25 protein-coding genes and 1 riboswitch are annotated in these 23,225 nt (G+C 42.0%); of the genes, 14 read left to right on the forward strand and 11 right to left on the reverse strand.

Annotated elements, in window-relative coordinates:
* Positions 1–28 precede the first annotated feature (28 nt).
* Entirely contained in the window at positions 29–427 is a 399-nt protein-coding gene (locus JJ692_RS03395) for a hypothetical protein (protein WP_206534228.1), read from the forward strand.
* A gap of 336 nt (positions 428–763) precedes the next feature.
* Here the strand turns inward: JJ692_RS03395 and JJ692_RS03400 are convergent.
* Together JJ692_RS03400 and JJ692_RS03405 are read right to left on the reverse strand one after the other, a co-directional pair.
* A protein-coding gene (locus JJ692_RS03400; protein ID WP_206534229.1) for an IS3 family transposase occupies positions 764–1,914 on the reverse strand; the annotation gives its coding sequence in 2 pieces (ribosomal slippage) (positions 764–1,641 and positions 1,641–1,914; 1,152 coding nt in all).
* Between the two features lie 119 nt (positions 1,915–2,033).
* A complete protein-coding gene (locus JJ692_RS03405) occupies positions 2,034–3,125 on the reverse strand; it encodes a branched-chain amino acid aminotransferase (RefSeq protein WP_024426445.1) in 1,092 nt (363 codons plus the stop codon).
* Positions 3,126–3,492: 367 nt separating this feature from the next.
* On the opposite strand from JJ692_RS03405, the gene JJ692_RS03410 reads away from it, so the two are divergent.
* The 5 genes from JJ692_RS03410 to ywaC all read left to right on the forward strand — a co-directional run bounded on the left by JJ692_RS03410 (position 3,493) and on the right by ywaC (position 9,719).
* The gene (locus tag JJ692_RS03410) at positions 3,493–4,920 is read left to right on the forward strand and encodes a DUF1565 domain-containing protein (protein WP_151039683.1); all 1,428 of its coding nucleotides are present in this window, start codon (positions 3,493–3,495) and stop codon (positions 4,918–4,920) included.
* A 97-nt stretch (positions 4,921–5,017) separates the two neighbouring features.
* Positions 5,018–5,127, forward strand: a riboswitch (SAM riboswitch).
* A gap of 170 nt (positions 5,128–5,297) precedes the next feature.
* Positions 5,298–6,416, forward strand: a complete 1,119-nt coding sequence (locus tag JJ692_RS03415; protein WP_206534230.1) for a sugar ABC transporter substrate-binding protein — start codon at positions 5,298–5,300, stop codon at positions 6,414–6,416.
* A gap of 69 nt (positions 6,417–6,485) precedes the next feature.
* Complete coding sequence (locus tag JJ692_RS03420) at positions 6,486–7,982, forward strand: sugar ABC transporter ATP-binding protein (RefSeq protein WP_206534231.1); 1,497 nt, start codon at positions 6,486–6,488, stop codon at positions 7,980–7,982.
* Positions 7,979–8,992 (forward strand): ABC transporter permease, encoded by a 1,014-nt coding sequence (locus tag JJ692_RS03425; protein WP_206534232.1) that lies wholly within the window; start codon positions 7,979–7,981, stop codon positions 8,990–8,992. Before JJ692_RS03420 ends, JJ692_RS03425 begins: the two co-directional genes overlap by 4 nt.
* Before the next feature lie 94 nt (positions 8,993–9,086).
* On the forward strand, positions 9,087–9,719 hold the full coding sequence (ywaC, locus tag JJ692_RS03430; RefSeq protein ID WP_024423859.1) for a GTP pyrophosphokinase YwaC: 633 nt from the start codon (positions 9,087–9,089) through the stop codon (positions 9,717–9,719).
* A gap of 45 nt (positions 9,720–9,764) precedes the next feature.
* On the opposite strand, the gene JJ692_RS03435 is transcribed toward ywaC, so the two are convergent.
* Together JJ692_RS03435 and JJ692_RS03440 are read right to left on the reverse strand one after the other, a co-directional pair.
* Positions 9,765–9,905 carry a hypothetical protein gene (locus JJ692_RS03435; protein WP_162860197.1) on the reverse strand — a complete coding sequence of 47 codons (141 nt, stop codon included), beginning with the start codon at positions 9,903–9,905 and terminating at the stop codon, positions 9,765–9,767.
* A gap of 19 nt (positions 9,906–9,924) precedes the next feature.
* Positions 9,925–11,010, reverse strand: a complete 1,086-nt coding sequence (locus tag JJ692_RS03440) for a Rap family tetratricopeptide repeat protein (RefSeq protein WP_087977841.1) — start codon at positions 11,008–11,010, stop codon at positions 9,925–9,927.
* A 519-nt stretch (positions 11,011–11,529) separates the two neighbouring features.
* Here JJ692_RS03440 and JJ692_RS03445 point away from each other — a divergent pair.
* The 3 genes from JJ692_RS03445 (at position 11,530) to JJ692_RS03455 (ending at position 13,734) form a co-directional block, all read left to right on the forward strand.
* Positions 11,530–12,294: a transporter substrate-binding domain-containing protein gene (locus JJ692_RS03445; RefSeq protein ID WP_024423857.1), complete on the forward strand. Its 765-nt coding sequence runs from the start codon at positions 11,530–11,532 to the stop codon at positions 12,292–12,294.
* A 70-nt stretch (positions 12,295–12,364) separates the two neighbouring features.
* Entirely contained in the window at positions 12,365–13,009 is a 645-nt protein-coding gene (locus JJ692_RS03450) for an amino acid ABC transporter permease (RefSeq protein ID WP_151862781.1), read from the forward strand.
* Complete coding sequence (locus JJ692_RS03455) at positions 13,006–13,734, forward strand: amino acid ABC transporter ATP-binding protein (RefSeq protein WP_103131778.1); 729 nt, start codon at positions 13,006–13,008, stop codon at positions 13,732–13,734. Before JJ692_RS03450 ends, JJ692_RS03455 begins: the two co-directional genes overlap by 4 nt.
* A gap of 87 nt (positions 13,735–13,821) precedes the next feature.
* On the opposite strand, the gene JJ692_RS03460 is transcribed toward JJ692_RS03455, so the two are convergent.
* A complete protein-coding gene (locus JJ692_RS03460) occupies positions 13,822–14,205 on the reverse strand; it encodes a glyoxalase GlxA (protein WP_024423854.1) in 384 nt (127 codons plus the stop codon).
* A gap of 118 nt (positions 14,206–14,323) precedes the next feature.
* Between JJ692_RS03460 and JJ692_RS03465 the strand changes: the two genes are divergently transcribed.
* The gene (locus tag JJ692_RS03465; RefSeq protein ID WP_073207871.1) at positions 14,324–15,505 is read left to right on the forward strand and encodes a class I SAM-dependent rRNA methyltransferase; all 1,182 of its coding nucleotides are present in this window, start codon (positions 14,324–14,326) and stop codon (positions 15,503–15,505) included.
* Positions 15,506–15,539: 34 nt separating this feature from the next.
* Here JJ692_RS03465 and JJ692_RS03470 read toward each other — a convergent pair whose 3' ends face one another.
* Together JJ692_RS03470 and JJ692_RS03475 are read right to left on the reverse strand one after the other, a co-directional pair.
* Entirely contained in the window at positions 15,540–16,220 is a 681-nt protein-coding gene (locus tag JJ692_RS03470; protein ID WP_073207868.1) for a CidB/LrgB family autolysis modulator, read from the reverse strand.
* Positions 16,214–16,597 (reverse strand): CidA/LrgA family holin-like protein, encoded by a 384-nt coding sequence (locus JJ692_RS03475; protein WP_024423851.1) that lies wholly within the window; start codon positions 16,595–16,597, stop codon positions 16,214–16,216. The genes JJ692_RS03470 and JJ692_RS03475 overlap by 7 nt, the downstream gene beginning before the upstream one ends.
* Positions 16,598–16,762: 165 nt before the next feature.
* Between JJ692_RS03475 and cidR the strand changes: the two genes are divergently transcribed.
* The 4 genes from cidR (at position 16,763) to JJ692_RS03495 (ending at position 19,655) form a co-directional block, all read left to right on the forward strand.
* Positions 16,763–17,650 (forward strand): cidABC operon transcriptional activator CidR, encoded by an 888-nt coding sequence (gene cidR / locus JJ692_RS03480; protein WP_073207865.1) that lies wholly within the window; start codon positions 16,763–16,765, stop codon positions 17,648–17,650.
* Positions 17,651–17,667: 17 nt separating this feature from the next.
* A complete protein-coding gene (gene thiM / locus JJ692_RS03485) occupies positions 17,668–18,492 on the forward strand; it encodes a hydroxyethylthiazole kinase (protein ID WP_044331091.1) in 825 nt (274 codons plus the stop codon).
* Positions 18,479–19,147 carry a thiamine phosphate synthase gene (gene thiE / locus JJ692_RS03490; protein ID WP_073207863.1) on the forward strand — a complete coding sequence of 223 codons (669 nt, stop codon included), beginning with the start codon at positions 18,479–18,481 and terminating at the stop codon, positions 19,145–19,147. The genes thiM and thiE overlap by 14 nt, the downstream gene beginning before the upstream one ends.
* Before the next feature lie 133 nt (positions 19,148–19,280).
* Positions 19,281–19,655, forward strand: coding sequence for a nuclear transport factor 2 family protein (locus JJ692_RS03495; protein ID WP_024423847.1), 375 nt, complete (start codon positions 19,281–19,283; stop codon positions 19,653–19,655).
* 27 nt (positions 19,656–19,682) lie between these two features.
* Here the strand turns inward: JJ692_RS03495 and JJ692_RS03500 are convergent, their stop codons facing one another.
* The 4 genes from JJ692_RS03500 to JJ692_RS03515 all read right to left on the reverse strand — a co-directional run bounded on the left by JJ692_RS03500 (position 19,683) and on the right by JJ692_RS03515 (position 22,993).
* Positions 19,683–21,224, reverse strand: a complete 1,542-nt coding sequence (locus JJ692_RS03500) for a solute symporter family protein (RefSeq protein WP_122631591.1) — start codon at positions 21,222–21,224, stop codon at positions 19,683–19,685.
* The gene (locus JJ692_RS03505) at positions 21,221–21,535 is read right to left on the reverse strand and encodes a DUF485 domain-containing protein (protein ID WP_024423845.1); all 315 of its coding nucleotides are present in this window, start codon (positions 21,533–21,535) and stop codon (positions 21,221–21,223) included. Before JJ692_RS03505 ends, JJ692_RS03500 begins: the two co-directional genes overlap by 4 nt.
* 107 nt (positions 21,536–21,642) lie before the next feature.
* Complete coding sequence (locus tag JJ692_RS03510; RefSeq protein WP_122631593.1) at positions 21,643–22,311, reverse strand: glycosyltransferase family protein; 669 nt, start codon at positions 22,309–22,311, stop codon at positions 21,643–21,645.
* Positions 22,304–22,993 carry a class I SAM-dependent methyltransferase gene (locus JJ692_RS03515; protein ID WP_073207858.1) on the reverse strand — a complete coding sequence of 230 codons (690 nt, stop codon included), beginning with the start codon at positions 22,991–22,993 and terminating at the stop codon, positions 22,304–22,306. The genes JJ692_RS03510 and JJ692_RS03515 overlap by 8 nt, the downstream gene beginning before the upstream one ends.
* Positions 22,994–23,225 lie beyond the last annotated feature (232 nt).

The raw sequence follows: 23,225 nt of genomic DNA on the forward strand, positions 1-23,225 counted from the left end.
ATGGCTTCAAAGAAAGGACTGTTGGAATATGGTTGCAATTGGTTTAATGTTTTACGGGTTTGTCGTACAGCCTGTCATGAGTTATTGTACAGTAATCTTGTTTTTGTATGGTCTTATTGCTTCATTTGTTGGCCTCATTCGGCATAAGGAATACGTGTGGATCTATGTTCTCCGTCTGCTCGTTTGTTTTACCATTCCGGTGACCAATCTGTTGATGTATTTTGCAACGATTGGAGGAGATGCAAGAAAATTTGATTTCCAGCCAATGCCGCTTGTTTATTATCTTGTCTTTATCCTAGAAATCATGATCATCTTTTTGCCAGAGATCTTTTTACTGATCGAAAAAAAACGGAGCATCAAAAGGAAACAGTGGATATACACAGGGGCGATTGTTGGGGTGTCGGTCTTGTTTTGGTGCACGATTTGATGGGAAGCAGACGGGTCAACTAAGTCTATTTCGCCTTTTTTTCTGTAACTTCTTTCGTCTGACCTTCACAAAAGTAATGGAAAGAGCAAGGATAGAAATCCCAAGCGCCTTAAATAGAAACCGAGTGAGGAACGGTGAATCGTCGAAACCAGTGGCGACGATCATCGATCCGATGCAGATTCCAAAGAACGCTAGTAGATAAGTAAAAAACATACCATCACTCTCCTTATTCATGTGTATTTACCATTATAAGGGATGAAGGAGAGGTGGATAAACAAAAAAGAACCCTTCATGAAGGGACTGACCCCCGTTTTTGAGACAGGGATCAAAACACCTTTATACAGCCAATTGCCGATAGTTGATCGGTGATTGGTTGTTTAGTTTTGTTTGAATACGAATGTTGTTATAATAATAAATGTATTCTTTGACAGTGCGTTCTACGATGGTGGTCGTAGTTCGATCAATGCTGTTAAGATAGAACGTTTCAGACTTTAGCGAGGAATGAAACGATTCGATGGAGGCATTATCAGCGGGCGTCCCTTTACGGGACATGCTCATGGTAATGCCTTTTATATGAACAGCTTTCTGATACTCGTAAGATGTATACACAGAACCTTGGTCGCTATGTAACACACAGTTTTCAGGCAGTGCTGGGAGCTGATCAAGTGTGTTTAAAATAAAGTCTGTGTCCTGCTTATCACCAATCGTAAACGCAATCACTTCTCCATTATATAAATCCAATATACTGGAAAGGTACAATTGTTTCTGTCCATAAGGCAAATACGTGATGTCCGTTACTAGTTTTTCAAGAGGACGATCAGACTGAAAGTTCCGATCCAGTATATTACCGGCCACGGCATAGGGCTGCCCATTCTTCTTACGCTTTTTCATTTTAACCCGGCACTGCCACTGGTTTTTCTGCATGATACGTTGAACAGTTTTATGGTTAATACGCATTCTCACTTTTAGTAAGGCTGTGATTTTTCGGTATCCATATCGATACTTGTGCTCTCGGCACAACGTGCCGATTTGCTTCTCTAGTTGTTTTTTAGAATGATTCTGAGTCAGATCTTTTTTCCATCTATAGTACGAAGCGCGAGAGATGCTTAAATGGACACAAATGTCCTGTACTGTCATCATTTTGCACAATTCTTCTACTAGTTTGATTGACGTTTCCTTATCAACTTCCTTTCCAATTCGTTGTACTTTTTTAAAACTTCATTCTGTTGACTCAGATAGCGATTTTCTGCCTGCAGTCTCTCTAATTCGGAAGAGTACTCGGGACCCTTTCCATAGGTATATTGTTTTCCAACAGGCTGTTCGAACCGGTGTGTATCCCCAGCCTTATGCCACCTCACCCATGTCTGAACCTGCGTTTTATTTTTGATATTCAATTCCTGCATGATCTCTTTCATAGATACGCCTGCCAATCTCATGTCTACAGCCTTCTGCTTGACTTCAACCGGATAACTCACTCTTGTCCCCATAGAAAAAACACCTCCATGTTTTATTTCGGATTACAACGATCCGTTTTCAAACTTGAAGGTGTTTTTTATTTGTCTCATCTTATGGGGTCAGTCCCTGAATGAAAGGTTCTTTTATATGCTTATGCTTGCTTGACGACTGAGTCAACTTCAACTGTCCAGCCGAAGATGTCTGGCTGTGTCCCTTTTTGGATGCCAGTAATGGCTTCGTACAATTTCTTCGATACTTCGCCTGTTTGACCATTTTGGATCACATATGGCTGATCATGATAAATTAATTCTCCGACAGGAGAGATGACAGCTGCCGTTCCAGTCCCGAAAATTTCTTCAAGCTCGCCAGATTGATGTGCTTCAATTAACTCATCAATTGAAATTTTGCGCTCTGTTACTGGAATTCCCCAATGCTTTAACAGCTCAAGTACAGAGTTACGTGTGATGCCTTCTAAAATACTGCCGTTCAATTCAGGCGTCACGATTTCTCCGTTGATTTTAAAGAAGATATTCATGCTGCCGACTTCTTCAATGTACTTTTTCTCGACCCCATCAAGCCAAAGAACCTGTGAAAATCCTTTCGTTTCAGCAACCTGCTGTGCCTTAAGGCTTGAGGCGTAGTTTCCAGCTGTTTTGGCATTTCCTGTTCCACCCTTAACGGCACGGACAAACTCATTTTCAACTGCAATTTTGACCGGATGAATGCCTTCTTTATAGTATGATCCCACTGGAGATAAGATAATGAGCAGCTTATACGTGCTAGACGGTGCAACGCCTAAATATGGCTCAGTGGAAATAATGAATGGACGAATATACAAGGAAGTGCCCTCTGCATCAGGTACCCAATCCTTATCAATACGAATGAGTTCATTTAAGCCCTCTAATACTGTTTCTGTATCAATTTGCGGAATACACAGGCGGTCATTGGATCTGTTTAAGCGCTCCATGTTTTTTTCCGGACGGAATAAGAGAATTTTTTGATCCTCAGAAACATAAGCCTTCAAGCCTTCAAAAACAGATTGACCATAATGGTAGACCATCGAAGCTGGGTCCATTGGAATGGCCTGATAAGGGATAATTCTTGGATCGTACCAGCCTTTATCAACTGAATAATCCATCACAAACATGTGATCTGTGAAGATTTTTCCGAATTCAAGTTGATCAGATTGAGGTTTTGGTTTTTTTGTTGAACTAAGTTCAACGCGGATGGGTTGTTTTGGCATTGTAAATCTCCTTGCTGTTTGATTATTTGAAAATTCTAATAATATGAAATAATTATGATTCTATTCTATACCTTCACAAAATATTAGCAATAGGTTTTCTGGAATTCAGACAAGAAAAATCTGTTAAAGCGCTTTCCTTCTCTCTGCTGTCAGTTTGACTTCTGTCACCCCTTTTAAAAAAAGAAATAAAATCCAAATGCATTATTAACTGATTAATCTGACAATTTAAAAACGAATGGTTTTCCTGTAAGATATTCTTTCAACCATACACCTTTTGACTAGTACATTGCAAGGGACATCGTCATATTTTAATCCTCTTTTTTTTAACCGATAAAGGAAGAAGAGAAGAGAAAGGAGCAATAACAAGATGAAACGAGCGATACCAGGTATTTTACTCATTTTATTCATGACCGTGATCAGCTTTGGCTGTCAGGCGATGACAGATGAGGCTGGCGCTAAGCAAAGCACAGCCTATTACGTAGCGGTAAACGGAAACGACAAAAACCCGGGCACAAAGCAAAAACCTTTCCGCACGTTGAAAAAAGCAGCAAGTATGGCGAAGGCTGGGGCAACCATTTACATGAGAGGCGGTACATACAAAGAAAAATTGATTGTCCGCCATTCAGGAACAAAGAAAGCACCCGTTGTCTTTCAAGCTTACGGAAAAGAAAAACCTGTAATTAGCGGGGCTTCCCTTAAAGGAAATCAAGCCGATGGAGGACTTGTCACGATCGATCAAAAAAGCTACATCACCCTCAAAGGCCTGACTGTAGGACATCTTAAGACGAATCAAGAAGATTTGACACCAGTTGGTATTTTCATCAAAGGAAGCGGTAAAGGCGTCAAACTGCTTAATAACCGAGTGTATGACATTCAGACGAAACATAAAAATGGAAATGCACATGGAATTGCTGTCTATGGGACAAAAGCTCCTGCAGCGATTGAAGACATTGAAATCAAAGGAAATACCGTTGAAAAATTAAAGCTGGGCTTCAGTGAAGCGCTTGTGCTAAATGGAAACGTCAAAAAGTTCCGTGTGACACATAACACGGTCCGGCACACTGATAATATTGGTATTGATTTAATTGGTTTTGAGAACGTAGCACCCTCCAAAAAGTATGATCAAGTGAGAAATGGGGTCGTCTCTAGAAACAAAGTATATGAAATTACGAGTGCAGGAAACCCAGCCTATGGCAGCGACATCTCCGCTGGCGGAATTTATGTTGATGGCGGAAAAGACATTGTGATCGATCATAACATTTCACATCACAATGATCTGGGGATTGAAGTCACAAGCGAACATAAAGGAAAAATGGCAGACCACATCCGCATCGAACACAATCAAGTATATTTAAACCGTTATACAGGCATTTCTATTGGCGGCTATGATAAGAAGCGGGGCGGTACAACCAATACGACGATTTCACATAATATTTTGTACAAAAATGACACAGCCGGCTTAGAAGGCGGTCAATTGCTAATGCAGTATCAAGCAGTGAACAATCGAATCACGAATAATATCATGTCAGCTAGTGCCTCGCATTACTTGGTCGTGAATCTTTATCAAGTGAACCAAAAGAATACCTTCCAGAAGAACGTTTATGATGACCGCAAAGGTGCGAAAGCATCACAGTGGATTTGGCGCGGGAAATGGATGGAAGGCTACAAAACGTATCTCTCTAAAAGCGGTCAAGATAAAGGATCAGCACATCTCAACCCACAATTTGTGAATGAGAAAAAATATGATTTCCGTCTAAAGAAATCATCACCTGCGAAGAAAATCATCGGAAGCTGATGATATTTTAGAAATTTTCAAAAAAGTCATTGACATTGATGTGACATCACATTAAAGTAAAGAAGACATTTCAACGAAAACAAATTTCATAACGGATCTCTTATCAAGAGAGGCAGAGGGACTGGCCCTATGACGCCCAGCAACCGTTTCTATTTTAGAAATTGGTGCTAATTCCTGCAAAGCTGTTACAGCTTTGACAGATAAGAGAGGAAGACTTCCCGATACATGTTTCATGCAACGGTGATCAAGCCTCTCTTTCCAAGAGAGGCTTTTTTTCGTCTCTTTTTCGAATCAAATGCCTGTTTTACAGGCGTATTTCCACTTTTTTACCTAGTTTTCCGATGTGAAAAATAAAAACAACTTGAGGAGGAACAGCAATGAAGCGTAAGCATTTTACATCATTTCTTGTTTTATTAACGGCATTGACCGTCCTGTTAACAGGCTGCGGCGCCGGATCAAGTGCAGGCTCAAAGGCAAATACGAACGAAAAGGTTTCCTTTGACAATGTACCGAAGCGATTTGCAAAGGGACAGGGGGCAAAAATTAAAGTCATCCGCAAAATTGGAGGAGACGATCATACAGCTCAATTTTTAGCTGGAACGAAGGCGGAAGGTGAAGCACTCGGCTTTACGGTAGATGTCTACACCGCAAATGGTGATACAGCGAAATTCCATGATGCCATCTCTCAGGCGCTGGAAGAAAATTATGATGGCTTTATCATCTCTCACGGGGACGACGAGGCGACAGTCGCTGATGTGAAAAAGATCACAGCGAAAGGCATTCCGGTTGTAGCATTTGATTCGAATCCTAAGCTGAAGGACATCAAAGGGGTCACAGTGACGTCTCAAGATGACGAACAATTAGCAAAAAAATCATTAGACGCGCTCGTGTCTGATTTCAAAGGAAAAGCAAATATTGCGTACCTCTGGGTAGATGGATTCCCGCCAATGGTGAGACGAAATAAGGTCTATCAAGAAACGCTTAAACAACATTCAGGGATCAAGGAGCTTGACCGCTTTGGAATTGCCTCCTCTGATACGTCTGTTCAAACGCAAAATGCAGTAGCAGCCATGCTGAATAAGTATCCAAAGGGCAAGCTGGACGCTATTTTTGCCACATGGGATGCCTTTGCCATTGGGGCAGCAAGAGCGTTAAAGGAAGCAGGAAGAACAGAAGTGAAGATTTACGGAATTGATGTGTCAAATGCGGATCTTCAAGAAATGACGGCGAAGGACAGTCCGTGGAAGTACACAGCAGCGGTTGATCCGAAGCTCATCGGTGCAGTCGACGTGAGGATTCTTGCGAAGAAAATAGCTGGTGAGAAAACACCATCTTCCTATGACCTTGAGGCCTCTCTCATCTCGCAAAAGCAGCTTCAGCAAGCAGGAAAAGCCATTAACATGGTCAACCTTGCAGACGAAGTGAAGGGATTCGGTTCATCGACTGCTTTTGAGGAAGATTGGATGAAGACCTTGAAGAAGCATTATACAAAATAAGCGACGTGCACTCTCTTTTCATAGAGGGTGTTTCGTTTTTCAGATGATATCAAGAGAAGGAGGACACCTATGACAGCGCCGCTTGTTCGTATGAAAAATATTTCAATTGAATTCCCAGGGGTCAAAGCGTTAGATCAAGTGAATTTCACATTAAAAAAAGGGACGGTCCATGCACTGATTGGAGCAAATGGTGCTGGGAAGTCAACGTTAATGAAGGTTCTTTCTGGCGCTCATTCCCACTTCGACGGGACCATCCACATCAATGGCCAGGCGGCATCCATTCAAACCCCAAAGGATGCATCCTCATATGGTGTGCAGACGGTCCATCAAGAAGTGGATACGGCTCTTGTTCCCTACTTAAGTGTTGGTGAGAATATGATGATGCATGAGATTGAGAAAAAAACATTTGTCAGCTGGAAAGAGCTGCATCGCAAAGCGGCTCAGCTATTAAAAGAAATGAACATCGACATTTCCACAAAACGCCTTGTCAGCGATCTGACCCTTGCCGAAAAACAGATGGTGCTCATTGCCAAGGCCGTTTCCATTAAATGCAGCATTTTAATCTTAGATGAACCAACGGCTCCGCTTAGTCATGCAGAAACAAGCAAATTATTCTCAATGATTGATCGGTTGAAACAGAATGGGACGGGGATCGTGTTTATTTCTCACCGTATGCCTGAAATTTTCACCATCTGTGATGAACTGACTGTGATGCGAAATGGAACGGATGTCGCAGCTCACCTTGTCAAAGACATAAATCCGCAGCAGGTCATTGAAGAAATGCTAGGTGCACCATTAGAGGAGCAATTCCCGCCTCGCAGGCCACTGAAAGATGCACCAATTGTGCTTGAAGTGAAAGAGCTAAACGATCAACATAAATTAAACAACATTCACTTTTATGTCAAAAAAGGAGAAATTCTCGGGATCGCAGGACTTGTCGGTGCTGGAAAAACAGAATTGTGCAAAGCCCTTTTCGGTGCCTCAGAAAAAAAGACGGGGACCGTGCAGCTTCATGGTCAAACCATTCGCATCACATCGCCTCATCAAGCGGTGAGAGCTGGAATGGCTCTTGTGCCGGAAGAGCGGAGAAAAGAAGGGATTCTGACCGAAGAGAGCGTGGGGTGGAACTTAACGGCTGCAAGTCTTCACTCATTTTCACGGATATTCAGCTTCTTACATCGTTCGAAGGAAAAGCGGGAAGCAGGCGACATCGTCAAACGGCTTGGTGTCAAAACGCCGTCTCTTGAAGCAAAGGTGAAGCATCTATCTGGTGGAAATCAGCAGAAGGTTGCTATCGGAAAATGGCTGCTGGCTGAGGCAGATGTGTATCTCTTTGACGAACCAACCAAAGGTGTAGACGTTGGAGCGAAAAAAGATATTTTCACTTTGATTGCAGAGCTTGCCGCCCGCGGAAAATCTGTCATTTATGCGTCGAGTGAGCTGTCAGAGATTGCAGGTATCGCTGACCGAGTATACGTGCTGTATGATGGCAGCATTGCCCGGGAAATGACCGCACCGACGACTGAAGAGGAGCTTTTATATCATTCAACAGGAGGACAATCATGAGCGAACAACAAATTCCGGCCCCTGTGCAGCAAATCAAAAAACAGCGCCCATCCTTTCATCTGTTTGATTTCTTTTATCGATATGGCACAATCTTAACCATTGTCGTGTTGATTGTGGTATTTGCGGCATCGAATCCAGCGTTTTTGCAATCAGGAAATATCATCAATATTCTACGATCTATTTCGATAGTGACCATCATTGCGGTGGGCTTAACTATCTCATTGGCAGTAAACGGCTTTGATTTATCAGTTGGATCAGTCGCTACGCTATCAAATGCGATTGTCATTTCTATGTTCGTATGGTTCTCGCAAAACCCACTAATTGCAATCCTCTCTGCACTAGCGGCATCTATCATTGTTGGTTTGCTAAATGCATGGATGATCGTCAAAATGAAAATACCAGATATGCTCATGACATTAGCCATGATGTTTATCATTCAAGGGCTGGCTCAAACGTATACGAAAGGGGCGACTATTTCTGAAAATATGGTGCTTCCAGATGGCACGTTCTCAACGGGAACGATTCCAGCCTTTTTCAGCAAAATTGGACAGGTGCCATATATCATTCTGATTATGGCTGCCATTGTACTATTTGCGCATGTTTTCATGTCCTACACAAAGCACGGCCGATTCATGTACATCATCGGTGGGAATAAGGAAGCGGCTCGATTGTCTGGCATACATGTGAACAAATACAAAATTGCGGCCTATCTGCTTTCTGCTTTATTTGCAGCGATCGGCGGTATCGTACTGGCTTCAAGGGTCATGACAGCAGAAATTAATGCGGGTGCACCATATTTAATGGATGGAGTAGCGGCTGCTTTTATCGGATTTTCCGTCATGGGAGCAGGTAAGCCAAACGCATTTGGCACTTTTATCGGGGCTGTACTCATCGGTATTTTACAAAATGGGCTTGTGATGATGTCTGTCCCTTATTATGCAATGGATATTGTGAAAGGCTCTGTGCTGGCCCTTGCACTGGCGCTGACATATTACAAACAACGAGCCTAACTGCGTATTTTTTAAAACCATTCGAGTCCTCTCTCCGTCTAGTAAACGGAAAGCGGTGCAGCTGCCGTTTCCAAAAGGAGATGACAAAAAGAAAATGAATATGTCAGCAACTCATGTAGAAGATTTGAAAAATGTCATGGAAGACTGGAAAAATGAACTATTAGTATATAAATTTGCGTTAGATGAAATGGATACAAAGTTTTCAATTATCAGCCAGGAGTATAATTTAATCCATGGACACAACCCAATAGAGCATACAAAATCACGAATTAAATCCTTTGAAAGCATAGTGAATAAACTAGCAAGAAAAGGATGCGACATCACGACACAATGTGCCAAGGAGCATATCCATGATATCGCAGGTGTCCGCATCATCTGTTCTTTTATTCAAGATATCTATAACATTATGGATGTATTGAGGCAAAGAGAGGATTTAAAGATCCTTGAAGTGAAGGATTATATTCAATATCCGAAACCAAATGGCTACAGAAGCCTTCATTTAATTGTTGAGATACCAGTCTACTTAACAAATCGTGTGGAGCATGTGAAGGTTGAGATTCAGGTGCGGACCATTGCGATGGATTTTTGGGCGAGTCTAGAGCATAAAATCTATTATAAACTGCAAAACGATGTTCCTCATCAGCTGACTGATGAACTGAAGGAAGCCGCAGATATTGCCCATTACTTAGATGAAAAAATGCAGAATATTAAACGAGAAATTGATTAGCACATCAAAAAGCAGCTGTTTTGATCACAGCTGCTTTTTTTCATATTAAGGGTTGGTTCCACGGTCTCTCTTTTGAATAATATCTTGAGATTGTGCTGATTGACTGTCTTTTTGAATGGAAGTACCAACAGAAACACCTGTTATCAAGAGGGTTAAAATCGCACTTGTGATGAGCCATTTCTTCATCATATATCACTCCATTTTCTTAACAAGTTTTCAAGGACAACGCCTTGTTTCTAAAATAAGAGGATTCTTCATGAAGCCCAAGATCCGTTAAGTAAGCTGCTGCATCCTGACAAACAGCTTCAAGGTCAACAAGGAAATTCATTGATTCTAATTGATCGCAATAAGCCTTGATTTGCTCAATCATGTTGTCTGGCTGAATCATAAGTGTTTCTAAAATGGATAATTTAAGTGAAATGTTTCGTTGTTTTAAATTTTCTGCTTTTTGAAGTGAAAGCTGTACATAATAGTGGAACAAACCTGGCTTTTTCAGCTTAAATAGTGCTTTTGTGTAGGCGTACATGGCAAGTAAATAGCCGCCTGGAGAAGAAGTTTCGAATGATTCTATCATTAAAGCCTTTTCTAGGAGTGGCACAGCTTCACTGTATTCATTTCTAAGACTTTTAATAAAGGCTGCATTGCAATAGGCATGTCCAAGTAAATCTGGATCATCCATCTGTTCTAGTGAATGAATGACTTCTTCGAACAGCGATTCTGCCTCATCATATTTCGACTGATCCGCATAATTCAAAGCAAGCATCATTTGACAGCTGATTGATTTTTTCACATAACATGGATCTGCGTCGTAAATAGATGAAGCCATCTTTAAGTGGTGGATGGAGAGAAGCGTGGACCTAATATTATAGTAAAGACACCCTGTTTTATAATGAAATTCGGCTTTTTCAATGTCATCGTGCACGAGATCTAATTTATCCTCGGCCAATTTTAAATGGTGAAATGCCGTATCCTGATTGCCTCTGCGCATTTCATACATCCCTTTAAAGAAATAGAAATAATAGCTGAGCATATCATCCGTACGGATGGCATTTTCATCAACAAAAAGACTATGATCTAACGAAGCTGTATCTTCTATTAGATCTTTAAAACGGTACTCTAGCAGTTGATAGTAAAGTAAGACGTCCTGATTTTCTTCCATTCGATCAAACGCTTGAAGAATGTCTTCTTTTAACTGGATAGCACCTTGTATCTCTCTTTTTTTCATCATGACATACCAATCATTGAGCATATTCGCTACATCAACGGACGACAAAACACCTGCTTCTGCCAATTCATATCCTCCTTTCTTCATCTATCAGTCACCGTTCTTCTGAATCCACTTCCCATATTCCAGTATCTTCTTATATTTTAAGCTCTCTCGTGCAGTTTGTAAAACATGTTTTTTGATGTAAATTCAACCATTAGTGAAAGAAATAGGGAGCCAGTGCTCTTTTTGTATACGCTTACATTTTTTTAGGTAAAAAGAGGGTTTTGAAAAAAATATATTACAATATCAATAAAGAGAGGAAGCAAGTATTTGAGTTTGCCTTCGTATGCAAGGGAGAAACATCATTTATCCAGGCACTGCCTCGTTTTTTGTGAGATTATCTTACATCATAATTGTGAATGACTCTTCTTTTAGAATAAAATGAGTTATTCGCAAAAAAGTAAAATTTAAAGAGACTATTGATCTAGAATTGTATGGATCTTTGGTATTGATAAAAAATATCACACACTATAGCTTTAGCGTGGTATAGTATTATTGTTATTGCGAATATTTAGACAAAACTGACAATGGGGGTCGTGTTTTATGAAGAAATCGATGTTATTGATCATGGGACTAATTGTTGTGCTTGTCATGGCAGCCTGTGGATCAAAATCGGACAGTGGTTCGGGAGAAGGCAAAGGCACATATAAAATTGGGATAGATACAACTTATCCGCCATTTGAATTTGAAAAGGGCGGTAAATATGAAGGGATAGACGTTGATTTAATTAATGCAATCGCGAAAGACCAAGGTTTCAAAGTGAAGCTTGAAGCGATGGACTTCTCAGGCATCATTCCAGCGATGCAGGCAGGACAGCTTGATGTTGGAATGGGAGGAATGAGTATTACAGATGAGCGTAAGAAGAAAGTAGATTTTTCAGATCCTTACTTCGACGCTGGACTGACAGTTGTTGTGAAAAAGGACAGCAGCATCAAATCTATTAATGATTTAAAGGGGAAAAAGCTAGCTGTTAAAAATGGGACAACTGGTGCAAAATTCGCATCTGATAACGCTGATAAATATGGGTATGAAGTCGTTCAATTTAATGACAGCCCATCTATGTTCCAGGAAGTATCAAACGGAAATGCAGATGCCTTAATTGAGGATTATCCTGTCATTACGTATGCGATCGCACAACAAGATTTAAAATTGAAAACAGTTGGAGACCGCTTGAATGGAGACCAGTATGGTATCTCTGTCATGAAGGGGAAAAACCAAGACCTATTGAAGAAGATCAATAAAGGCCTTGAGAACCTAAAGAAAAACGGTGAATATGACAAAATTATTGATAAATATTTGAAGTCATAACACAAGCGAGGCGCGCTCCGAGCGCGCTTTCTTTATGTGTCAGCCGTATGTGAATTAGGGAGGGAGAAACGTGGATACTATTATTAATGCATTTCCGTATTTAATGAATGGTTTGCAAACCACTTTATATATCTTTGTTGTTGCCATCATTTTAGGGTTTATCATCGGGTTAATTGTGGCATTATTCCGTCTGTCACCATTTAAAATCTTAAATTTCATCGCACTCGTTTTTGTGAATGCCATTCGAGGTACACCATTTATCGTACAGCTATTCTTCATTTATTTTGGTTTAAATACACTTGAATTCATTTCACTTGATCGAGTGCCTGCAGGAATTATTACAGTAGCGATTAATGCAGGAGCTTATTTCTCAGAAATTATTCGTGCAGGGATTCAGTCTATTGATAAAGGACAAACAGAAGCTGCGCGCTCTTTAGGCTTTACAGGGGGGCAAAACATGCGCTTTATCGTCCTTCCGCAGGCATTCCGCCGCATGCTCCCAGCGATTACAAACCAGGCCATCATCAGCTTGAAGGATACATCTCTCTTATCTATTATCGGGATTGCCGATATTATGCAGCGAGGACAAGTTCAAGCATCGGCTACATTTGATCCATTGAATGTCTGGCTCATTGTCGGTGTCATTTATTTCGTGATCATTTATTTACTTTCTCTACTGGCTAGCTACGCAGAAAGGAGATTTGATATCAAATGAGTATGATTACGGTGAAAAACTTAAAGAAATCCTTTGGCGATCACGAAGTGTTAAAGGATATTAATGCAGTCATCGAGGAAAAGGAAGTAGTGTGTGTCATTGGTCCTTCTGGATCAGGGAAAAGCACGTTTCTAAGATGCCTCAATAAATTAGAAGATATCACGGCTGGAGAAGTCGTTGTCCACGGACACACGATTACAGATCCAAAGGTGAATATCAATAAAGTACGACAAGAAGTAGGCATGGTGTTTCAGCACTTTAATTTATTCCCTCATAAAACCGTTTTAGAAAACATCACGATTGCACCGATCAAGGTAAAAGGTATCGAGAAGAAGGCAGCAGTCGAAAAAGCGTTAGACTTGCTTGAAAAAGTCGGCTTAAAAGACAAAGCCAAAAGCTACCCTAACCAATTATCTGGTGGACAAAAACAACGTGTCGCCATTGCGAGAGCGTTGGCAATGGATCCGAAAGTACTATTATTCGATGAGCCGACATCAGCTCTTGATCCTGAGGTCGTAGGGGATGTATTAGCTGTAATGAAACAATTAGCTGTCGAAGGCATGACAATGATTGTGGTCACACATGAAATGGGCTTTGCAAGAGAGGTGGGAGACCGTGTCATCTTTATGGATGGCGGATATATTGTCGAGGAAGACAAACCAGAAGCTCTCTTTGGAAACCCGCAGCATGAGCGTACAAAATCATTTCTTAGTAAGGTGTTATAAAAAAGAGTAAGGGCATGTATATGCTCTTACTCTTTTCTTTATGAATAAGTGGAAGATAGATTTAGCGGCCCCATTTCCTAGGAAATATTAGCGCTGGAAGAATTCGATCCACTCTTGGTCTGGCCCTCTGAAAAAGAAGTAGCAATATCCATTTGGTAATGTCGTGATTTCTTCATCAATTAATTCAATTTGCAGCTTTTGAATACGATTGAATTCAGCATGAATGTTGTCTGTTGTGAAGGCAAGATGATGGACCTTCCCTTCAGATGGCAGGTCACTGCTGTAGCCTTGGATGAGCTCAATTTCGGTTTCGGTTTCATCTTTAAAACCGAGAAATGCAAGCTCAATCACTCCATTTGTATGAGTGATGCGGTCCTTTAATTTCATGCCCACCACTTTTTCATAAAAATCAATCGACTGATCAATATTCGAAACCATAATACCTGTATGATCTAAGCGTAATGTCGTCAAACGAAGTGCCTCCTCTATGTCATGTTGATATTTTTCTCCTCATCTTATCATAATAGAAGTAACGTATACATTCATATGGTAGGATAGAGAGAGTCAATTTAGGATAAGGATGACACAAATGAAAAAAATCTCATTAAAACAAACATTTGCGGAACAAGTGAAAAAAGGATATCCGCTCATTTCCAAAGATGCAGTATCGCATGTGAACGGTGTACGGGAAGGCGAGCTCATTGAATGGGTAGATGAGCGGGGCGCTTTTTTAGGAAAAGGGTATTATGGTGTACAAAATAAAGGAATCGGCTGGGTACTAACCTTTGATGCGAACGAAAAAATAGATCAAGCTTTCTTTGTCTCTAGGATTGAGCAGGCGGCGAAAAGCAGAACGCATTTATTTCGTGATGCACAGACGACTGCTTTCCGCGTCTTCAACGGAGAGGGTGATGGAATTGGCGGCGTCACAATTGATCATTATGACGGATTCTACCTCATCCAATGGTATAGCGAAGGAGTCTATACATTAAAGGAAGATGTATTGGCTGCACTTGAGCACGTGTATCCAGACTATAAAGGCATTTATGAAAAGAAACGATTTGATACGTCTGGACAGTATATAGAAGATGATGATTTTGTGAAGGGAGAGAAAGGTGAATTTCCTCTCATCGTGAAAGAAAACGGCATGAACGTGGCGGTTTACTTAAATGATGGCGCGATGACGGGTATTTTCCTTGATCAGCGTCATGTGAGAAAAGCGATCCGAGAGCGTTATGCAAAAGGAAAGACTGTGCTCAATACGTTTTCTTACACAGGTGCTTTCTCAGTGGCAGCTGCGCTTGGCGGGGCGAGCCGTACGACAAGTGTGGATGTTGCAAACCGCAGCTTGAAAAAAACATCTGAGCAGTTTGAAGTCAATGGTATTGATGTGGACGGGCAGGATATCAAAGTCATGGATGTCTTTAAATATTTTCCGTTTGCAGCGAAAAAAGGCTGGACCTATGATCTCGTCATCTTAGACCCGCCTTCCTTTGCACGAACGAAAAAGCACACATTCAGTGCGGCGAAGGATTATAAGAAGCTATTAAAAGAAGCCATCCAAATTACAGCTGAGAACGGCGTCATTGTGGCATCAACGAATAGCAGTGCATTTGGCATGAAGAAATTTAAAGGGTTTATTGCACAGGCTTTTAAAGAATCAGGGCAAACCTATCGGATACTTGAAGAATATACACTTCCTGAGGATTTCCGTACAACGAAGAATTATCCCGAAGGAAACTATTTAAAGGTTGTCTTCATACAAGCATAAGAAAAAGCCATTTCCGATAAGGAATGGCTTTTTTCTATAAGGCAAACGACATAAGGATAGGTGCTGCACATAATGTAATAATGGCTGAAATAATCATCGATACACTTGAGATCGTCCCTGAGACGGAGCTCATTTCAAAGGCCTTCGATGTTCCTGCACCGTGTGCACCTGTTCCAAGCAGGACGCCCATGGCAATGTCATTATCAATGCGGAAATAACGGATCACCATTGGACCGATAATCGACCCAAACAGTGCGGTTAAAATGACAAACACAGCCGTAACGGACGGCATGCCGCCGATCATTTCTGACACACTCATTGCTACAGGTGTTGTAACCGATCTTGGGACAAGGCTCTCAATAAGGCCTGTGTCCAGATGAAACAACTTGGCGATAAATGCCGTTGATAAGATCGCAATGACAGAGCCGCAAGCCACATTCAAAAGAATTTCCACTGCATGCTTCTTCAGGATATGAAAATACTTATATAAAGGAATGGCAAAAGCAACAGTCGCAGGCTGCAGCATATTCGTGAGCCATTTCCCGCCTTGATTATAAGCATCGTAAGGAATGTTGACGATTAACAGCAAGACGACAAGGACAAGCGGAGTCACAAGTAATGGGGAGACATAGACCTTCGGATGCCGTTTGTACACCGCTTTTGATCCGAGATATAAAAGAACTGTTAAAATCAGAAATAGTCCGCCAACTAACATAGTTTTTTCCGCTCCTTTCGTTTCGCAATCATTTGCGTCATGATACCAGTTGAGAGCATGACCACAAACGTACTAATTAAGACGACAAGAACAATACTTGTGCCAGATTGAGAAAGCAGTTTTCCATAATCAATGACACCAACTGCTGATGGAATAAAGAAAAGCAGCAGTTCTCCGAGCAGCCATACGGCGCCAAGTTCTATCCATTTTAATTGAATGATCTTAAAATGAAGTAATAAGAAAATGACAAGAATGCCTAAGATCGTGCCCGGAATTCTTAAATGCAAAAAGGCCGCCAGCACATTCATGAATTTCGCAAAAATAAACAAGGCCATAATCTGAAGGGCAGCAATCAGCGGCGTTTTGAGCAATTTCACTTTCTGTTCACTCCTTTTTCTATATAAATTGTTCAGTGTTTCACAAAAACATGACAACGTTCCAAGTGATGAGCTTACTTTAAAGTGTACAGCACGTTCAGTTATAGGTAAAATACATATATCGAATAGTAATTATTCCTTTTGTCTATAGGGAGGATGAATCAGGTGGACATCAGACATTTAACATATTTCTTAGAAGTGGCAAGGTTCAAGAGCTTCACGAAAGCATCGCAGTCCCTTTACGTATCGCAGCCGACCATTTCCAAGATGGTCAAAAACCTGGAGGATGAGCTGGGGGTGCAGTTATTTTACCGTAATGGCCGGCAGGTTGAAATGACAGATGCTGGCCAAACCATGTATACACAGGCGAGTGAAATCACGCAGTCATTTCAGAATTTAACGAATGAATTAAATGATTTAATGAATGTGAAAAAAGGGCATATTCGAATCGGACTGCCGCCGATGATTGGGTCAAGTTTCTTCCCGAATGTCATGGGGGAATTCCGCCAGCAATATCCAGATGTCACATTTCAATTGGTTGAGCACGGCTCCATTAAAGTAGAGGAAGGGGTCGAGGATGGGTCGCTTGATATTGGTGTCATTGTTCTGCCTGCAAATGATAAAATTTTTCATACGTACACCATTATTAAAGAGAACATGAAGCTCGTGACGCATCCATCCCATCCGATGGCTGGTCGTGAGGAGGTACATTTAGCTGATTTAAGGGAAGAGTCTTTTATTTTCTTTAGAGAAGATTTTGTTCTGCACAGCCGGATTTTGAATGAATGTATGAATGCGGGATTCCGGCCAAATGTCATTTATGAAACGTCTCAGTGGGATTTCATTAGTGAAATGGTAGCTGAAAACTTAGGGATTGGACTTCTGCCAGAACGAATCTGCCGTGATCTTGATCCTGAAAAGGTAAAGGTCATTTCCCTAAACCCGTCGATCCCGTGGCATTTAGGTGTCATTTGGCGTAAAGACCGCTATTTGTCGTTTGCGGCAAGAGAATGGTTAAAGCATACGAAATCCTATGTGTGGGATGCAGAGTAAAAGGGAGGACGATACGGATGAAAACAAGCTGCGCGTCTCATTTATTGGAGAAGGTTCGAGAAAAAAATCCACTCGTTCATAATATCACCAATCAAGTCGTGACGAATTTTACAGCGAATGGACTGCTTGCTTTAGGTGCTTCGCCAGTCATGGCAAACGCCAAAGAAGAAGTGGCTGAAATGGCGCAATTAGCGGATGCACTTGTGCTTAATATTGGCACACTGACTAGAGAGACGGTGGAAGCTATGATACTCGCTGGACAAGCCGCCAATGAAAAAGGTATACCGGTTTTGTTAGATCCTGTCGGCGTCGGTGCGACAACGTTTCGAGCGAATGCCGCTAAACAGCTGTTAAAGAAAGTGAAAATGACCGTTGTCAGAGGAAATGCTGCTGAAGTGGCTCATTTACTTGGAGTGGATGGCTGGGAGTCAAAAGGCGTTGATGCGAAAGCGGCGAATGGAGATGTATCGGCATTAGCCAAACAAGCGTCCATTGCACTTCAGACAATAGTGGTAATCACAGGAAAAATCGATGTGGTGTCAGATGGAGATGAGGTGCTGTCCATTCATAATGGACATGAATGGCTCACCAAGGTGACGGGAACCGGCTGTTTGCTGACGTCTGTCATTGGGGCATTTTGTGCAGCAGGTGAACAGCCGCTTCATGCGTCGGCCGCTGCATTGCTGTTTTATGGTGTCGCCGCTGAAAGGGCAGCTCTGAGCGCAAAGGATAAAGGACCGGGAACCTTTCAAATGGAATTGTTAAATGCATTATCACACACAACCGGCGAAGATGTGCTGACACTAGGGAAATTAGGGGGAGTTTCACATGACAAAGGCTGAGCAACAGCAAATCAAACAGCAATTATCGGTTTATTTTATTATGGGCACAACGAATACAACGAGGCAGCCGCTCGATGTTGTGAAAGAGGCCATTCAAGGCGGAATCACCATGTTTCAATTTCGTGAAAAGGGTGAAAAAGCCTTGCAAGGTAAAGAGAAGAAACAATTGGCTCGTCAAATTCAAGCGCTTTGCCACGAAGCAAATGTTCCTTTTATTGTGAATGATGATGTACAGCTAGCGATTGATCTTGATGCAGATGGCGTTCATGTTGGACAAGAAGACACAAACGCAAAAGACGTCAGAGAAAGGATCGGGAATAAAATATTAGGCGTGTCGACGCATAACCTAAATGAAGTGAAACAAGCCATGAAGGACGGAGCAGATTATGTCGGGATGGGCCCAGTCTATCCAACGGAAACGAAAAAGGATACACGCAGTGTCCAGGGTGTGTCTTTGATCACTGAAGTCCGCCGTCATGCCCTTCAAATTCCGATTGTAGGTATCGGAGGGATCACATACGAAAACGCTGCACCAGTGATACAAGCTGGGGCAGACGGTATAAGCATCATTAGTGCTATTAGCCAGAGCGCCGATCCAAAAAAAGCAGCAGAAGAGCTGAAATCACTTGTTGAAACAGAAAAAGCATCCCTTTAACCTGAAGGAGACATGGATTGGATCAATTCATGTCTTTTCTTATGTCTGGAAAAAAGACAGGAGAGAAACAATTGTGTACAATCACATTAGTTTGATTATTTTCGAAATGACAGGTAAATAAAGGAGAATGAACATGGAAGTGCTCGATACGTATTTTCGCCGATATGATGAAGCAGGAAAAGGGAAGAAGCAGCTGGATGAATTGCTGGCATTGTTTTCTGACGATGTCATGATTGTCTTAAATGGCGCCCAAAAGCCTGGAATTCAAGCGTTCACACAGTTTTTGAACACATTTTTCCACGTGCATGAAGACATTAAGCATATGTGGGATGGGTGGATGAAAAGAGAAGACGGAAAGTATGAAACAAACTGGGCCGTTTGCGGAAAGCTTTCGGATGGCCGTGTCTATACAGCAGAAGGAATTGATATCGCAGAGCTGGACGACCAAGGAAAGATCGTTTATTTAGAAAACGTTCCGAAAAACCCAGAGTTATTCCAGCGCTACTAAAAAGCCGGCTGAGCAGCCGGCTTTTCCTTATGAATCAGTATCCATATGCATGCCTGTATGTGCTTTTACTTGAATTTCTGTAAAGGTGTCTTCATCTGCTTTTTCAGAAGAGAATATCGTGCCTAAGTAGGCGGCAAGGAATCCGAGTGGAATCGAGATAATTCCAGGGTTCGACAGCGGGATGAGCGGCTCTCCTGTGAAGATGGCTGCTCCTGACGGATCCCAGACGCTTGGGCTGAGCGAGACAATGATCAGTGCGCTCAGAAGGCCTGTTAAGCTTCCTGCGATGGCACCCGTAGAGTTAAATCGTTTCCAAAAAACAGTGAAGATAATCAAAGGTAAGTTCGCACTTGCCGCCACTGCGAAGGCAAGAGACACAAGAAAAGCGACGTTTAAGGACTGGGCAAATAATGCAAGAATGATAGAGAGGATCGCCACGCCGATTGAAGCAAAGCGCGCCGCCTTCACTTGCTCCCGCTCACTCGCTTTTCCTTTGCGGATAATCTGACTATAAAAGTCATGGGCAAAAGCAGATGCGGCGGATAAAACAAGCCCAGTCACCACTGCCAATATGGTTGCAAAGGCGATAGCGGAAACAAAGGCAAATAATAAATCTCCTCCAAGGGCTTGTGCCAGAAGAGGTGCGGCCATATTCCCTGCTGTATCTGCTGCCGTGATCGCTTCTGTTCCAACAAAGGCAGCAGCGCCAAAGCCAAGGAAAACCGTCATTAAATAAAAAATCCCGATGATCCAAGTAGCAGAAAGAACCGATTTTCGCGCAGAAATCGCATCCTTTACTGTATAAAAACGGATCAAAATGTGCGGCAAACCTGCTGTTCCAAGCACTAAGGCGAGGTTAAGAGACAAGGTTTCTAAAGGCACATCATATTTATTTCCCGGGTGAAGAAACGATTCACCAAGCGGGGTTGCAGTTTTCATCTGTTCAAACATTTTCAGCAGACTAAAATCAAACTTTGCAAACACAAGCAGAGAAATAATGAGCGTCCCAAGCATGAGAAGCACAGCCTTTGTGATCTGTACCCAGCTGGTCGCAATCATGCCGCCAAACACGACATAAATGGTCATCAGGACACCCACGATCAGCACCGCGATCCAGTAATCAATGCCAAGAAGCAGCTTGATTAATGCACCTGCTCCAACGAGCTGTGCAATCATATAAAAAGTGGAAACTGTAATGGTATTAAAGGCGGCAACCCCTCGGATGGCAGGGCGTTTAAAACGTGCAGCGATCATATCGGCCATCGTATATTTCCCCAGATTTCGAAGCGGTTCAGCCACAACGTAAAGAACGACAAGATACGCTACTAGAAAACCAATGCTATAGAAAAAGCCGTCAAATCCGTTTAACGCGATCATTCCAGCAATCCCTAAAAATGATGCAGCAGACATATAGTCTCCAGCAATGGCAAGGCCGTTTTGAAACCCAGTCAGACCTCCGCCTGCTGTGTAAAAATCACTCGCATTGCTTGTTTTTTTCGCAGCAAAATATGTGATGACCAATGTGAGCCCTACGATCGCTACGAACAAACTAAAAGCGGTCATGCTCATTCGTCATCACCTCTTGATTCAGTTTTTAAAGCGCTTACATAATTGTCGAACTTAGCTGCTTTTTTCGCATAAAGTCCACATAAAACCCAGGTCATGACAAATTGTGTGAGGGCGAATAACCAAGCCCATGAGATCGCGCCAATTGCCGGCGTGTTCAAAAAGGTGAAGTAGGATGTAGCAACTGGAAGTGAAAAGTAAAAGAGAAAAAAGAAAATCGTCATCGGTACGATAAATCTGCGTTTTTCCTCAAGAAGTTTTCGAAAATCCTCTGAAGCGGCAACCTTCTTATAATGAACTTTTTTGTCTGCCATTGTTTCCTCCTTTGTACGAATTAGGGACAAGGTACTCCAATGCATATGAGACGATCTGGCTGTTTATGACAGTATATCATAAAAAAGGCACCCGAAAAGGGTGCTTTCTATCGATAATTTGCAAGAAATGTTTGTCTCGCTTTTTCATATGTTTCTGCGTCAAAATGATCTCCGCATTGATGAATACACCAAGGCTCTTCTTGTTTTGCAATCCCAACTTCATAGCCCTTCTGAGTGAATTCAAAGGACTGCGAGACATCATAAAAATGAAAGCCGTCAAAGAGGTCCTCACGCCACCTCACATCGTATTGTGTTGCCATGAATAGACCATCAATGGCCGCAGCTTTGATATAATCTTGCGCTTCGGGCTGCTGACGGTCTCTTTCAAACGAAAGCAGCTGATAGGTGTCGTGACGATATTCAATGACTTTTCCCCTGCAATCAGAACTCTCCCACCAAATTCCATTGTCAGGCACGTTTTCTGCTCCAATCACGCCAACCATGCCAAGTGATGGATTTTGTAAAAAAAGCGGGATGAGTTCAAGCAGCATATGCTGTTTGACAATCAAGGTATCCTGATGAAGATAAATTTTAAACTGAGCTGGATGAGTGATGGCTTCATTGTATGCAGAGGTCATACTTGATGCATGTCTGATTGGTAAGACCTCCACATGGTATCCATGAGGAGCTGGAAGTGAAGCGAGCTGCCGGAAGCAAGCTTGAAACATCGATTCATCATTCACACATAAAACAAACAGAATCGTCGGATTACTCATGAAATGGAACCGCCTCGACCACATATTGATAGGCTGTAGCAGAATCGTGAAAATCAGAACGAATGCCGTGTTTCATGAGTAATTCATGTAGATCATTCAACACGCTTGCATAGGAAGGATGCTGTACGAGTATGGCCTCGAATTCACGAATGCGAAAACCCGCTGAATGAAAGAGTGCATGTATTTCGTGAAGGGTGAAGAAACGTAAATGTGTTTGATCCATTAACCCTGCATCTGTATAAGTAAATCTGCCGGCTAGTAATTCTAAAACCGTTGAAATGTGGCCGATATTTGGAATAGATGACAGGATGGCACCCTCTTTTTTAAGGAAGGGCTTCACCTTTTTTAAAACGGCCCAAGGGTCCAATAAATGCTCGAGGACGTCTCCGAAAATAATGCAGTCAAATTGTTCATGTTGATAAGGGAGAGCCATCTGTTCAATATTACCGCAGAGAACATGATCCAGCTCTTGCTTAGCCTCTTTTGCTGCATCTTCAAATGACTCAATACCATAAATGGTCCGGCCCTTTTGTTTCAGGACTTTTCCAAGCTTGCCTGTGCCGCATCCGATATCCAATAAAGACGTCCATTCCGCGCGGATACGGCTGACGATGACCGGGTTTACCCCATGATAATACTGATCCTTTTTTTGGTGATAATACGAAAGGGAATCTGAACTCACGCTCTACCCACCTTTCTGCTTTCTCGTTGTTTTCATGCTTAATATATGGGTGAGCAGCTTGGTTTTATAACGTGAGAAGGACAATTTTCATGAATGGCGGTTAAAAAGGGATCATATAAAGAACAGGAAATGGACTGTCCTCCTAATATAGAAAGACAGAACCCCATTGAGTGAAGGGATTGGTATGGAGAGGTGTTCAATTATTGTAGCGTATCGTCATGAAAGGATTTTC

Origin of the sequence: Bacillus sp. 3a, from assembly GCF_017161885.1 — a bacterium.
Lineage (GTDB): Bacteria > Bacillota > Bacilli > Bacillales > Bacillaceae > Bacillus > Bacillus safensis.